Source organism: Desmospora profundinema (genome assembly GCF_031454155.1).
GTDB classification, from domain to species: domain Bacteria; phylum Bacillota; class Bacilli; order Thermoactinomycetales; family DSM-45169; genus Desmospora; species Desmospora profundinema.
Genome location: NZ_JAVDQG010000009.1, coordinates 1 through 13,683 on the forward strand (window position 1 = coordinate 1; position 13,683 = coordinate 13,683).

The following is a 13,683-nucleotide window of genomic DNA, read 5'->3' on the forward strand; positions in this document are numbered from 1 at the left end:
ATCCACCCGTTCCCATCCCGAACACGGCAGTTAAGCCCTCCAGCGCCGATGGTACTTGGGGCGCAGGCCCCTGGGAGAGTAGGACGTCGCCAGGCGTTTTCTTTTTTAATCCACCAAGGTGGTGGTGTCGTCATGACACACGATTCCCGTAAAGGCAGTCCGTTGTATAACGGTTATGCCACTTCATCGTTGATTGCGGGTACCGCTGGTGTGATTCTCCTATTGTTATTTCCGCTGTTCAGCGTCATGCTGGGTGTGGCGGGAATGATCCTGGGTCGAAAAGGAAGGCGTTCCTGTCGGCCTGTACAAGCCATGACGGGTATTGTATTGAGTATGATCAGTATCGGGATGGCATTGTTTATTTTCGTGGGAGTGTTTATTACCCTGACACGGCAATGGTGATTATATTTGTGGAGAGGTGTCCGAGCTGGCCGAAGGAGCACGATTGGAAATCGTGTAGGCGGGCTAAACCCGTCTCGAGGGTTCGAATCCCTCCCTCTCCGCCATCATTCCCATCTTGACAGGTGGGAAGACGTATGATACAATTTTGCATACCTGCGGTTCGGTAGCTCAGTCGGTAGAGCAGAGGACTGAAAATCCTCGTGTCGGCGGTTCGATTCCGTCCCGAACCACCATTTATTTGCCGGTGTAGCTCAACTGGTAGAGCAACTGACTTGTAATCAGTAGGTTGGGGGTTCAAGTCCTCTCGCCGGCACCATCGCGTCGGAGGGGCGTAGTTCAATGGTAGAACAGAGGTCTCCAAAACCTCAAATGCGGGTTCGATTCCTGCCGCCCCTGCCATTTTAACGCGAGTGTTCCCGAAAACGATGTTCCAATTGGTTTAACTCCGCTTGCGCGCGTCTAAGCCATTTTTGTTCTACGGCATCATCTGGATCCGCTGGTTCTGCGAATTGGTTAACGGTAGCGGAAAGGAATCCGATATTGGCATCATGGTCTACGCCGGTTTGGTATTGATGCTTGAGCACAAAAGGCTTGCCGACTTGGAGTGTGGCTGTTCGTGTTCCGATACTGCCTTCAACAGCAGTGACCGGGATCCGGAGATAAGCTCGGTGTTCTTTGTTTTCTTCCCAATCCAGGGCTTTATCGTAGTAACCGTGGTCATATTCATATCCACCGCCGAGAACGAATCCTTCGCCATTAAACAGGCGGTCGATGGTCACGAAACTGCCGGTGACTCCTTCCAGAGGGGAAGATAAAGGGATCAAGCGGATCGCCTCCTTGTTTGAAATGTAGTGTGTGACACTGGTTCTCGTCTCATTCCTTCATGGCGGCATAGCCAAGTGGTAAGGCAGAGGACTGCAAATCCTTTACCCCCGGTTCGAATCCGGGTGCCGCCTCCAATATTGTTTACCGGGTTTAATTGAACAAAAAAGCGTTGACTTTAATCCGGAGATGTAATACAATGAATCATGTCGCTGTTGAAAGCAGCAACAACCCATTACGCGGACGTGGCGGAATTGGCAGACGCGCTAGACTCAGGATCTAGTGGTCATTGCGACCGTGGAGGTTCAAGTCCTCTCGTCCGCACCATATGTGCCCTTAGCTCAGCTGGACAGAGCGTCTGACTACGGATCAGAAGGTCGGGGGTTCGAATCCTCCAGGGCACGCCAAAGGAAAAGCCGTTCATAGAGAACGGCTTTTTTGTATTTCCGGCACTTTCCTTTTGCAAATCCATCACCTTCAATCAGCATTGACATTAAACTTAACTCAAGTTAATATTTAATCATGAGTAAAAACATTAACCTGAGAGAATTGAAAAAAGCCAGAACAAAGCTGCTGCTGTTACAGACGACTCTTGACCTGATTGGCCAAGGTTCCATGAAAGACTTGCATGTGGAAGACATTTGCCGCAAAGCGGAGATATCAAAAGTCACCTTCTTTAATTACTTTTCCAAGAAGGAGGAGCTGTTCTGTTATTTCATGGGGATCTGGGGGCTGCATCGTGCGGTTGAGCAACACCTCCATCCGCTTCGCGGGATCGCCGGTATTCGGCGCATTTTTCATCGTGTAGCCGAGGAGGATCTCCGATCATCCGGAGTGATGTTAAACTTGATTCGGTTTCTCGCCGGTACGGACGGTAAACCGGACGTCCCGCCCATTACAGACGCGGAGAAGCAAGTACTTTATCCGGAATGGGACGACATTACCGAATGGGATCTGCCCCATTTGTATGAGCTGTTCCGACATTTTTTACAAGAAAGCGTGGAAGATGGAGAAGTGACGGCAGAAATGCCTTTGGAAACATTGACGCTTGTCACCATCAGTCAGTTTTACGGCGCGTTTTTATCCGGACACAATGGTGGAGTCGCGGATATGAAAATGCATTACGATATGCATTTAAGGTTGTTGCTTGCCAACCCGTCAGACAGCGATGTCGGATGGATCATAGATAAAAATGAATAAGAAGGAATGATCGGTTATGTCAGCCAATACGGACAGTCAACTGGCCAAAAGAACGGATATGAAGCTCTTTTCTGGAGAAAAGTTGCTGGTGATTGTCAGTTTGATCGGTTTTGCGCTTGCCGCCGGAATCGCTGTCTATATCAGCATATACGGGGCGATCATTTTGCCGGAAGGCAATGCAGAAAGTGCATTTTCGTTTAATGCGGCAATGGGGATGTTTATTTTATCCATCGCGGCTATTTTGCCGGTATCGGGACTAAGCCCCGGCAAACGGGCAAGCGTGCGCTGGTTTTTTATAGTGGCTGCCCTCTACTCCTACGCCGTTGAAACGATTCAGCATTTGCGCGGCATTAATCCGCGGTTTTCACAAGTCGGCACTGTTGTGGATCAGATCGCCGGCGGTCTGTTCGGGGTCATTGCGCTCTTGATCGTCATCGCGACCGCACTGTTTGCGATTCCGTTTTTTCGCAAAAGGCAACCGGGTGAACGTCCGTTACTGGTGCTCGGTATCCGCTATGCCTTTGTCTCGACCATGATCGCTCACGCTGCAGGCATATGGATGATCGTGCTGCAAAGCCGGTATACGGGTGAGGCTGGCAATCTGATCGTTCTCCATGGGCTCGGCTTTCACGCGCTGCAGGCGCTTCCAGTGCTGGGATGGTTGCTGGAACGGTCGCGTACCGACGAGAAGCGGACCCGGCAGCTGATCCATACGGGAGGGATCGCCTGGACACTCGCCATCATTCTGATTGGTTTGCAAACGGCCCTTGCGCGTTCCGTCTTTGAACTGGCTATGCTTCCGTTTCTCGCCGGTGCCTTGCTCCTCGTCTGGCTGGTCACCGTTGTCATCGCCGCGGTCGGCCTGCTGAAAATAAGGAAGGGATCTATGGTTCAGACGAATACGGTGTCAGGGGAGGAGAACCGTGACCTTGTATGAAACATTGTTCGCCCTTACGAGCGTCGCCATGCCGTTCTGGTTGCTGATGATATTGCTGCCCTCTTGGCGGGTTACACGGTTACTGGCGAGTCTAGCCGTTTTTCCCCTGTACCTCGCCGTGCTTTATGCGGTTGGGCTCGTCACCGCTATTGGAGATACGGGTTTTGGTTTCATTCAAGACTTCGGTTCAGCCGAGGGAGTCATCCGACTCTTATCCCATCCGGATTTCGCTTTGCTCGCTTGGATTCACCTGCTTTGCTTCGATCTGGCGATCGGTCATTCCATTTATCGCGATAACATGGAACATCACTATGTCCCAAGGCCGGTTCAGTCCATACTCTTATTCCTCGTCCTGATGTTTGGTCCGTTTGGATGGTTGTGCTACCTTGCAATACGAAGAATCAGACGCACTAAAGCTGCGCAAGACGCCCATTCTCAGTGATAAAAGACGGTTGCAGTCTCCTTAAGACAGGGTCAGCGGTTAAAAAAATGTGGTGGCCGCCAAACGTTTGAGTCTTTCGGGGACTTCGCTGGCACTCGGTAAAAAGGCGCTACACCGGAAATCGGTCCCCTCTTTCGTTTCGGCATCATCCGTCTGGATGATGCCTTTATGGTGTCGGGGATAGGGATGAATGCAACATTCCTACCGTTATTCAGTCGTAAGGTCGAAGTGACCGCTCCACAAATCGGGATCTTCGCTTCCGAGGTACCATAAAGCCAACCCACCGATGTCGGGGTGGTGCTCTTTTATCCACCGCCATTTAACCAGAACGCTTTCGCCGTCCGGATACCAGGCGTGATATCGTTCTCCCTTTTCTTCGATTTTCAGATGGAGTTCTCCGTTTTCGTCCCGGTTGGGTTGAAGCCGTTGATTTTCTGAAAGCTTGGCGACGGATGAGTATGAAAAAGTTCGTTGCGCTTCCGCTTGTCCTTCAGGCCAAATCCACCCCACCGTCGACAAGGCGATGGTGACTTTTGACGGTTCGATCTCCTCTGTAGCGTGCAAAATCACTTCATCCAGCCAATCGAGTGGCGTGGAAGGGCCGGGATGATCCCAGCTGTAGTTGAAAGCCATAATCTTGACTCGATCGGCCGCTTGTCCGATCCGACGCCAGTCCTGGGAACGTTGCACGGAATGAGATGTCCCACGGCCGGTTTGCGGGTGGACCGTCACATGCAATACCTTCTCTTTCTGATGGAGAATGGTTGCAAGCGATTCGATCCAACCGGCGAATGCTTCCCGTTCGGTTTCCTCCATAGGCTGAAAGAGAATGTCGATGCCGTCATATCCACGCGCTTGTACCAATGTCGATATTTGACGAGTCAATCGGTCGCGTTTTTCTTCATTTTGCAGGATTTCCCGTGTCAACCCTGCAGAGAAGCGGTTACCGATAGCGGGGATCACCTGGACGCCTTTCTCCCTGGCGAGAGAAAGGGCTTTTTCTGTTGTTTCCCTTTCCTCGCTGACGGCCGTAATCGTTCCATCGGGACCCAGGTTATACCATAAAAAATGGACTTCGTGGATCGAATCGAGATTCTGTTCCAACCGTTGTAACGCGTCTTCTTCATCCCAGGAAGGGAACCAGACCGCTAAACCATGTAAATTGGGAGGAGGCGTGGCAGAGCCCGGTGAGGGTGAATTTTCACTCTCTCCGGGTTCTTGTTCAGGCAACGTGCCATCCCGGCCGACGACGACTCTCTCGCGCGGATGAATTGGAGGGAAGAGGGTTAAATCCGGATTGTGCCAATTGTTGTACATAAGAGAGGATGTAGACTGGGAAGGGGGGCCGGAAGAGTTGGGATTAGAGGAAGATGTATTCTCTGGAGGCTCCCATTCCAGAAGAGGGTGCCAGTCATCCTCCTCTTCCTCCGCCCCATGGTCCCAAATCCCGCCATTTCCATCCCGATTCATGCTCGAAGAGGGAGTGTCGGATGTTTCCGAATGGGAGGTGGGAGGAGAAACGGAAGTCGGTGTGGTGGATGCTCCGTACCCTGCCCACAGAACGAAGATGGACAGCAAAAGGATCAGTGCCCGGGAACGAAGTCGATGCCGGGATGGAGGGATGGAGTTGGTCGATTCCTGTGAAGAGGGATTGGGAGAGCCCTCTCCCGGTGACGATTTGGAATTTAGTTCGTATCGGTTACGCAAGGGATCACTCCTTGTTCTAGAGTTATCCCCATTTTAATCCAATCAAAGCGCTAATTGTAGGTTGAATTGAAAAAAGAAGGAATATTTGTCGAATGAAGCTTGTCAAAATTCATCTTTTTTAAAATATATGTGTCAAATTGCAGGAGATTGAAAAGAGAATCGCGTATTTAATTATCCGTCTGAAATTTCTATTACATCAAGGGGGAGAATCATGTCCAAAAAGTGGCGCGGATGGATTGTTGTCCTGTCGTTCGTCTTTGTCTTAACCAGCATGGTATCACCGGCCCAAGCGTCTTTTGTTGATGATGGTGTAAATGAAAAAGCCCAATCTTCCGGGGAAGAATACTATTTCGTTCAGTTGGAGGATGAGTCGGTCGCTTCCTATGAGGGTGATGTGAAGGGGTTTTCCGCTACCAAAGTGGAAGAAAACGAACAGCTGGATGTAGCAGCGCCAGAGGTGAAGAAATATCAAAAACATTTGAAAGATAAGCGTTCCGAATATAAATCTTGGTTAAAGAAAGAAGGCGGCTCCAAAGTCGAAGTGGTGGAGGAGTACGATCTGACCCTAAACGGGGTGGCCGTTAAGGCGGATGGAGTCAACCCCAAGGAGCTGGAGCAGGGGCCCGGGGTGGAAAAAGTGGTCAAATCCCTGGAGTACTCCCCGGCCATGAACACCAGTCATGATATCATTCAAAATCAACCCCTGTGGAATTCCGGCTTTCAAGGTGAAGGGGTAAAAGTCGGGGTGATTGACAGCGGGATCGAACAGACCCACCCCTTCTTCCAGGATTCTTCCCTCCCGATGCCGGAAGGGTTTCCCAAAGGGGACGAGCGCTTTACCACCAACAAGGTGATCGCTGCCAAAGTCTACTGGCCGGAGCCGGGAGTCACTCCCGAAGCCGTTGGCGACCATGGGACCCATGTGGCGGGAACCATCGCCGGAGTTCGCGATTATAAGGATCCCAGCGGTGCGGCAAAAACTCCCCTTTCCGGGGTGGCTCCCAGAGCCTATCTGGGCAACTACAACGTGTTCCCCTGTGAAAGTTGTAGAGCACAGAGCATTTATATCGCCGCAGCGGTGGAAGATGCCGTTCGTGACGGGATGGACGTCATCAACATGAGTCTGGGCGGCACCGCTCAACCCGGTTTTGATCTGTTGGCGGAGATCGTAAACGCTGCCACGGATGCAGGTGTGACGGTGGTAATCTCCGCCGGCAACAGCGGACCCGGCCCTATGACCATCGGTTCTCCCGGAACAGCGGACAAAGTGATTACAGTGGCCGCTGTCACCAACAGCCACTTTATCGGACTGCCGATCAATTTTACCCTGGATGGTGAATCCAAAACCGTCGGAGCTGCCACCGCGGATCCGGGCGGTCTGATTACGGAAGGACTGGAAGCGCCGCTCCATGTGGTGACAGAAGGGGATGGTTTGGGCTGTGAAGGAATCTCGGAAGACCTGACCGGGAAGGTCGCCGTCCTCAAGCGTGGTGCCTGTACCTTTACGGAAAAGGCGATGGCGGCCCAAAATGCCAATGCGGTAGGGATGGTATTGGTAAACAATGCACCGGGGGATCCCTCTGGCATGTTCATTGAAGAAGAAGCGACTATTCCGTCCGTGATGGTGTCCCAGGAGGACGGAAAAGCGATTGAGGCAGCCAATGAAGCGTCCGTCAAGATGGAGCCGGGAGAGATCGGGGAATTTAACACCGGCAATGAAGGATTGGTCGCTCTGTTCTCCTCCCGCGGACCGACGGTCAACTACACGCTGAAACCGGATGTGGCGGCAGTGGGTGCCAATGTCTACTCCGCAACCACCGGCGGTGGTTTGACCTCCAAAAACGGGACTTCCATGTCGGCTCCCCATGTAGCCGGGGCGGCAGCTCTGATGACCCAGGCCCGGCCGGACTGGACCCCGCAAGATATTAAAGCGGCTTTGATTGGAACCGGTGTGGATACCAAGGATCATGCCGTCCCCTTGGCTGTAGGCGGCGGGATCATCCAGGTGGATGATGCATTGAACACGCCGGCATTGGCTAATCCGGCCAGCTTGAGCTTCGGCAAAGTGCCTAACAAAGGAAAAGACAGCAAAAAAACCTTTAAGGTGACGGTAACCAATACATCCAAAAAGGCACAGGTGTATCGTATAAATGTGGATGATGTCAAACAAGTGAACGTGGACAAGACCCAAGTCCGAGTGGCGAAAGGAAAAAGTGCCACCTTTAAAGTAACCGTGGATGCTACAGGAAAAACCGTTTGGAACAACTATCAAGGCTACATCACCGTCACAGCGGACAAAGGAGAAGGGAAGCGGATCCGCATCCCGTATCACTTTCATGTGACGAATTAATCAAAAGAAGGGTACGGCAGGTAAACCAGCGTCCAATGGGGACGCTGGTTTGCATATAGCGGCATCTGCATCCTGCGCTTTAACGAAGCTCCGTAGTTTGCCGCCTATATTTTTCTTCTTTCTTCAGCTGTTGAATGTTGGAGCGGAGGGTAAGTCTAGATGAATGCGAGAACGATTGTAATCTTCGTAATCTTGCTATGTGGTACTTTTGTCGTTGGTTTCGTTGCGTCCTATTTATCCCCTTACTTGGGTTTAGGATCCTTATGGGTGACAAGCACGTCCCTGGAAGAGGAGAGTATAGACGGGATCCGTTTGGGGGATTCATTCCATGAAAACAAGTGGAAGATGAAGTATGGTGAGTATGAAGAGTTGGACATTGATTTATATAAAAGAAGCTTAGACTTTGAGCCTATATCCGTGTCAACCGACCAAAACGATCAAATCGTTTATCTATCAGCCTCTTCACCGGAGATAACGACCAGCCGGAGAGTTCATGTTGGAAACACGATGGATGATGTAATCCGAGCTTACGGGAAGGATTACTTTAAGGAGATGGAACAAGGAAACAACAAGGTTGTATACCTTGATCGTGATAAAGGCATGCGCCTGAAATTTTGGGAATATCAGGGTGAGGTACTTGAAATCAGGATGATGATGGATTAAATCAAGGTTTAAAAGCCGGCGGTTTCGCCGGCTTTTTATGATTCTTCACCACTTTTTTTCGTTAACCCATGCTTGACTGCGTAGACGGCGGCCTGGGTTCGATCCTCCAGCTCCAGTTTGGACAGGATGTTGCTGACGTGGGTTTTGACGGTTTTCACCCCGATATAGAGGGAGGCGGCAATCTCTTGGTTGGTTTTGGCTTCACCCAAGAGGGCGAGCACGTCCCGTTCCCGCTGGGTCAACGCTTCATGGGGGGCTGCTTTTGACCCGTTTCGCATCCGCGCCAGGATCCGGCTGGAGATCTTTTGTTCGATGGTGGCTTCCCCCCGGGCGGCGGCCCGGATTGCGTTGGCGATTTCCTCTGCCCGGGATGTTTTAAGCAAATAGCTGCATGCTCCCGCTTCCAACACCGGAAAGATCTGATCATCGTTGATATAGCTGGTCAACACGATGATGCGGGTTTCCGGGGCAAGCACCGTGATCCGTTTGGTGGCTTCCACCCCGTCCATTCCTTCCATCACCAGGTCCATCAGGATCACATCCGGGGACAACGTCTCCGCCTGACGGAGGGCTTCTTGACCGTCAGAAGCTTCCCCCACCACCTCGATGTCGTCCAACATCGTTAGATAGGAAGTCAGGCCGCGACGGACCATTTCATGATCATCGACGATCAGGGTGCGAATGGCCATATTCATCTCTCTCCTCTGTCCTTACATAGGGGATTCGGATTTCCAAACGGGTCCCTTTTTCCGGAAGTGGAACCAATCGAAACGTGCCTCCCATCTCTTGGGTCCGCTCTCGCATGGTAGTCAGACCGTAGGAAGATATCTTCTCCTGATCCGGAGTAAATCCTTTCCCGTTGTCCTCCACCACCAGCAACAGTTGTTGAGAGAGACCTTGCAGACGGACCCACACCTCATCTGCACCGCTGTGGCGCAGGACATTGGACAGGGCTTCTTGCACGATCCGGTATAGGTGTTCTTCCATGCCTTTGTGGAGGGAAGGAAGTGCGGACCATTCCCGCTTGCATCGGATGGGGTGTTTGTTTTCCAATTCCCGCAGCAATTGTTCCAGGGCTTCCGTCAGAGTCTGTTCTTCCAACTCCGCCGGCCGCAATTGCAACAACAGGGCCCGCATTTGGGTTTGCGCCTTTACCGCCACTTCATCCAATTCCTTCAGGGAGGAGGCAAGGGTTTCCGGGCGGCGTTTGGCAGCCTCAACCATGGCTGATGCCATCATGGAGATAGCGAACAAGTGCTGGCTGACCGAATCGTGCAGATCACGCGCCAACCGTTGCCGCTCGTCCACGATGGCCAACCGTTCCCGTTGGTCGGCCAGTTCCTTGTTTTGACTGATCAGCTTTTGCAGTGTCCCCACCTGATTCTCCAGGCGGGCAGCCATTCGGTTCCATTGAGCGGCGATATCGGCCACCTCATCCCCTCCCTCCGCGGGGATCCGGTGGGACAGGTTTCCGTTGGCCAGGAAGACGGCCCCGTCTTTTAACACCTGGAATCGGCGTCGCAGCCGTTGACTCATAAACAGTCCCAAACAGAGTCCCACTGCCAACGCAGAACAAAGGATAAGGAGAAGAGGACCGGGATCGCCATCAGGCCCTGGTTGAATCCGGCTGTCCATCAAGACGGCTGACAACACCAGCAATACAGCGGCTGTCAGGAGGCTGTTCAACAGAAAAGCGACAAAAAACTTCCACTGCAATCGTTGAAAACGCGTGGGATTCCACATCGGCACCACTCCCTACACCCGGATGACCCGAACTTCCCCTATAAACTGGGAAGCACGAATCACCAAGCGTTTGGTGGCTTCATCAAATCCGTCGGTCTGGATGGTGGCCCGTTTGAGAATGCCGCTCTCCTGTACGCCCGGAAGATCGAGATTCCCGATCTGCACCGTTCCGGTGATTCGAGCCGGGATGTCTGCGGGCAGATACAGATTGATGCTCCCCAGGACACCGTTTGCATGAAGAGTGACTTCCCGTTCCGGCAGAACGGCCTGCGTGAGATTGAGATCGATGGATCCGATGCCAACCTGATAGTCGGTGTCTTCCAATGTAAATGTCTCTCCCGGTTGGTCCACTTCACCGATCAGGACAAAGGTGGATCCTCTTCGAATATGGGATTGTCTATCTTTTTCGCTTTCCTTCTGATTCCAGTACTTTTCCCGTCGCCGTTCTCGCCACTCTTTTTCCTCGGCCCGCCATCGCTCTTCCTGCGCTTTCCACCCTTCCTCATCCCACCATCCGTTTTTCCATCCTGGCCGTGACTCCTTTTCCTGATCGTGTGTATGGCTGGAAGGCAACAGGATATGGATCCCGAACCAGATGAGTAACAGGGGCCACAGTTTCCACACCTGATCCCAGGGGATATGAGGAAGGTTTAGATTAGGGGCCAGAAAGTTCCACCCCAAAAAAAGCAAGAAGATTCCCCAAAAGAGACCGCCCCAATAGACCGAACGACCGCGAAAGGCCGGATACAGACCGGTTAGGATCTGCTTTAATCCAACATACAGCAGGATGACCGGCCAATACGTGGCAATCCAATCCCATAGGTCGATGGTAATGACATGAAAATTATCCGCCAGCAGCAACGCACCTAATCCAATGATGATCATGGCGAAAAGCAGACGATTGGTTTGTAAATGCATGATGGTTGGCGTGGTTTCAAAAAAACCGACCGCCTTCACCTTCCTGTTCACAATAAAATGAGGTTCGGCTGTTACATTTGCCGCTTTTTTTAGTATAACGGATCGAAAAGGAAGAAAAAGAGGCGCAGGACGGTTTGGGATTTCCGACTTCGGACGGAGAATCCATTTTTCCGTATGTAAAAATCCCCACCGGTCCTCAATACCGGTGGGGATGATCCCGTTAGTCTTTTTAAATGGTGGTCTCAATAATACCGCCGCCGAGGCAGACTTCCCCGTCATAGAAGACGACCGATTGGCCGGGGGTAACTGCCCGCTGGGGTTGGTCGAAGGAAACCTTTAGCGTTCCATCGGCCAGCGGTTCCACATGAACCGGCTGATCGGTTTGGCGGTAACGGAATTTGGCGGTACAATCAAACGGCTGTGTCACCGGTTTTCGGCTGACCCAATGGATATCGGAAGCGGTCAAGCCGTCGGAGAAAAGGGCGGGGTGGTCATGACCCTGTTCCACCAAGAGTACGTTCCGTTCCAGGTCTTTGCCGACAACGAACCAGGGTTCACCGATCCCGCCGCCACCGATTCCCAATCCCTGGCGCTGACCCAGGGTGTAATACATCAGACCGTCGTGTCTTCCCTTTACCTCACCGGCTAACGTTTGCATCTCACCGGGTTGGGCGGGCAGGTACTGGCTGAGAAACTCCTTGAAATCTCGTTCGCCGATAAAGCAGATTCCGGTGCTGTCTTTCTTTTTGGCTGTGGGCAGTCCCGCTTCCTCGGCGATTCGGCGCAATTCCCGCTTTTGGAGATGGCCCACAGGGAACAGGGCTTTGGAGAGCTGATCCTGTCCCAGGGTGTACAGAAAATAGGTCTGGTCTTTGTTGGGGTCCGCCCCCCGGAATAGACGATGCCCCTTTGGGGAGTGTTCCACACGGGCATAGTGACCGGTGGCGATGTAGTCGGCTCCCAGTCCGAGTGCTTTATTAAGAAACTCTCCGAATTTAATTTCCTTGTTGCACATGACATCGGGATTGGGAGTCCGGCCTTTTTGATATTCATCCAAAAAATATTGGAAAACCTTGTCCCGATATTCTTTTTCAAAGTTAACCGAGTAGTACGGAATGCCGATATGGCCGCAAACACGGCGGACATCCTCAAAATCCTCAGTGGCCGTGCAGTTGCCCCATTCATCGGTGTCGTCCCAATTCTTCATAAACAGTCCGACGACTTCATAGCCCTGTTTCTTTAACAGCAAGGCTGCCACCGAGGAGTCGACCCCTCCGGACATTCCGAGCACGACACGAGGTGTATTTCCCCCCATGGTATCACCTCCCGGTATCCAATCCCCCAACCGGCTTTGTGGACCGCTTTCGTGGGAGAACCGGTCGGGCAGACGGCACCGTGATTTTCAAATCCATTCTTTGCATTATAGTATACCACTGAAGCAGAAGGGAAGTCCTCCAAAGGGTTGCCGAATGGCCTGGTTCCTTCCTGTGTTTTGAAAGGAAGAAAGGTGACTGAAGAAGAATTGTTGAATGGATCCGAATTAGGGTGTGTCTGAACAATCCGTAGGGCGAGATTCCGGGTTGGTATGGTTGTCTTCGTTTCGTTGCAAAAAGCGCATAGCGAGACCGGGGAACGAAAGTGACCCAGGCGAGACTTGTGCTCTATGAGTGCAAAGGCGAACCAAAAGCCATACCAACCCTCCCCTTTTCTCATGGAAAAATGAATGACCATACCGGCTCTAGACGGTTGAATCGCTCTATAGCGCAATTGGATTAAAGTGGGAGGGACAGATCCATAAGTCGGGGGGAGGTTATGCAATCGATGCCGGTTTGGCTACGTTGGTGTTTGGGGATCTTAGCGGTGCTGGCCGTGTTCTGGTTACGCGCCCACTATGACATCGATCCGGGTACCATCCGGGACTGGGTGCTATCATTCGGCGGATGGGCTCCTGTCATCTATATTTTGTTGTATGCGATCCGTCCCTTGTTTTTTTTCCCCGCGTCGTTGTTTTCGCTGACGGGGGGATTGGCCTTCGGGGCAGTCCAAGGTGGGATCTGCATCATGATCGGGGCTACCTTGAGTGCCTGGACCGCCTTTTGGATGGCCCGTTTTCTGGGAAGGTCTATGGTAGAACGGATGCTTCGGGGAAAGGGAGAACGTTTAGACCGTTTGATGGAACGGGAAGGATTTGCAGTCGTGTTGATTTTGCGGGTGATTCCCATGGTTCCTTTTGATGCGATCAGCGTTGCGGCGGGAATGTCCCGTATGCGGTGGTGGCCCTTTACCTTGGCCACCCTGTTGGGCATCATCCCAGGCACGTTTGTTTACAGTTATCTGGGAAACAGCCTTCTACAGGGTTGGCAACAAATCATCGCGGCCGTCGCTTTGTTTTCAGTGTTTATGCTCCTTACTTTGCTGCTGCGCGGCAGGATGAAACATTGGTTGGAAGGCGGTCACGGGAAGTGATTCCAAGGGCCTTTTCGACCTACTACTTTTAGG

General features: G+C 52.1%; 12 protein-coding genes, 7 tRNA genes and 1 rRNA gene. 14 read left to right on the top strand and 6 right to left on the bottom strand.

All coding sequences use genetic code 11. The features are described 5' to 3' along the window. The 5 genes from rrf to JOE21_RS16010 all read left to right on the top strand — a co-directional run. Positions 1-95: ribosomal RNA gene (rrf, locus tag JOE21_RS15990) — 5S ribosomal RNA — on the top strand; the annotation flags it as partial. A gap of 317 nt (positions 96-412) precedes the next feature. Continuing rightward, positions 413-506: transfer RNA gene (locus JOE21_RS15995), tRNA-Ser, on the top strand. 53 nt (positions 507-559) lie between these two features. Continuing rightward, positions 560-635, top strand: a tRNA-Phe gene (locus JOE21_RS16000). 7 nt (positions 636-642) lie between these two features. Continuing rightward, positions 643-718, top strand: a tRNA-Thr gene (locus tag JOE21_RS16005). Positions 719-727: 9 nt separating this feature from the next. Then, a tRNA-Trp gene (locus JOE21_RS16010) sits at positions 728-801 on the top strand. A 2-nt stretch (positions 802-803) separates the two neighbouring features. Here JOE21_RS16010 and JOE21_RS16015 read toward each other — a convergent pair. After that, positions 804-1,226 (bottom strand): YugN family protein, encoded by a 423-nt coding sequence (locus JOE21_RS16015; protein ID WP_309868299.1) that lies wholly within the window; start codon positions 1,224-1,226, stop codon positions 804-806. Positions 1,227-1,287: 61 nt separating this feature from the next. Between JOE21_RS16015 and JOE21_RS16020 the strand changes: the two genes are divergently transcribed. The 6 genes from JOE21_RS16020 (at position 1,288) to JOE21_RS16045 (ending at position 3,803) form a co-directional block, all read left to right on the top strand. Continuing rightward, a tRNA-Cys gene (locus JOE21_RS16020) sits at positions 1,288-1,361 on the top strand. 102 nt (positions 1,362-1,463) lie between these two features. Then, positions 1,464-1,551 (top strand) — tRNA-Leu (locus JOE21_RS16025). 3 nt (positions 1,552-1,554) lie between these two features. Then, positions 1,555-1,631 (top strand) — tRNA-Arg (locus JOE21_RS16030). Between the two features lie 115 nt (positions 1,632-1,746). Then, complete coding sequence (locus tag JOE21_RS16035) at positions 1,747-2,424, top strand: TetR/AcrR family transcriptional regulator (protein ID WP_309868300.1); 678 nt, start codon at positions 1,747-1,749, stop codon at positions 2,422-2,424. A gap of 16 nt (positions 2,425-2,440) precedes the next feature. Further along, positions 2,441-3,361 carry a hypothetical protein gene (locus JOE21_RS16040; protein WP_309868302.1) on the top strand — a complete coding sequence of 307 codons (921 nt, stop codon included), beginning with the start codon at positions 2,441-2,443 and terminating at the stop codon, positions 3,359-3,361. Further along, complete coding sequence (locus JOE21_RS16045; RefSeq protein ID WP_309868304.1) at positions 3,348-3,803, top strand: ABA4-like family protein; 456 nt, start codon at positions 3,348-3,350, stop codon at positions 3,801-3,803. Before JOE21_RS16040 ends, JOE21_RS16045 begins: the two co-directional genes overlap by 14 nt. A 207-nt stretch (positions 3,804-4,010) precedes the next feature. Here JOE21_RS16045 and JOE21_RS16050 read toward each other — a convergent pair whose 3' ends face one another. Next, positions 4,011-5,510: a glycosyl hydrolase family 18 protein gene (locus JOE21_RS16050; protein WP_309868306.1), complete on the bottom strand. Its 1,500-nt coding sequence runs from the start codon at positions 5,508-5,510 to the stop codon at positions 4,011-4,013. Positions 5,511-5,721: 211 nt separating this feature from the next. On the opposite strand from JOE21_RS16050, the gene JOE21_RS16055 reads away from it, so the two are divergent. Continuing rightward, on the top strand, positions 5,722-7,860 hold the full coding sequence (locus JOE21_RS16055; RefSeq protein ID WP_309868308.1) for a S8 family serine peptidase: 2,139 nt from the start codon (positions 5,722-5,724) through the stop codon (positions 7,858-7,860). A gap of 159 nt (positions 7,861-8,019) precedes the next feature. Next, positions 8,020-8,523 (top strand): hypothetical protein, encoded by a 504-nt coding sequence (locus JOE21_RS16060; RefSeq protein ID WP_309868309.1) that lies wholly within the window; start codon positions 8,020-8,022, stop codon positions 8,521-8,523. Between the two features lie 35 nt (positions 8,524-8,558). Here the strand turns inward: JOE21_RS16060 and JOE21_RS16065 are convergent, their stop codons facing one another. From JOE21_RS16065 to mnmA, 4 genes are all read right to left on the bottom strand, one after another. Beyond that, positions 8,559-9,212 carry a response regulator gene (locus JOE21_RS16065; protein ID WP_309868310.1) on the bottom strand — a complete coding sequence of 218 codons (654 nt, stop codon included), beginning with the start codon at positions 9,210-9,212 and terminating at the stop codon, positions 8,559-8,561. Next, a complete protein-coding gene (locus tag JOE21_RS16070) occupies positions 9,184-10,266 on the bottom strand; it encodes a sensor histidine kinase (RefSeq protein WP_309868311.1) in 1,083 nt (360 codons plus the stop codon). The genes JOE21_RS16065 and JOE21_RS16070 overlap by 29 nt, the downstream gene beginning before the upstream one ends. Before the next feature lie 12 nt (positions 10,267-10,278). Next, the gene (liaF, locus tag JOE21_RS16075) at positions 10,279-11,223 is read right to left on the bottom strand and encodes a cell wall-active antibiotics response protein LiaF (protein WP_309868313.1); all 945 of its coding nucleotides are present in this window, start codon (positions 11,221-11,223) and stop codon (positions 10,279-10,281) included. 190 nt (positions 11,224-11,413) lie between these two features. Continuing rightward, a complete protein-coding gene (mnmA, locus tag JOE21_RS16080) occupies positions 11,414-12,499 on the bottom strand; it encodes a tRNA 2-thiouridine(34) synthase MnmA (protein ID WP_309868314.1) in 1,086 nt (361 codons plus the stop codon). A gap of 506 nt (positions 12,500-13,005) precedes the next feature. On the opposite strand from mnmA, the gene JOE21_RS16085 reads away from it, so the two are divergent. Beyond that, on the top strand, positions 13,006-13,650 hold the full coding sequence (locus tag JOE21_RS16085) for a TVP38/TMEM64 family protein (protein WP_309868315.1): 645 nt from the start codon (positions 13,006-13,008) through the stop codon (positions 13,648-13,650). Positions 13,651-13,683: the final 33 nt, after the last annotated feature.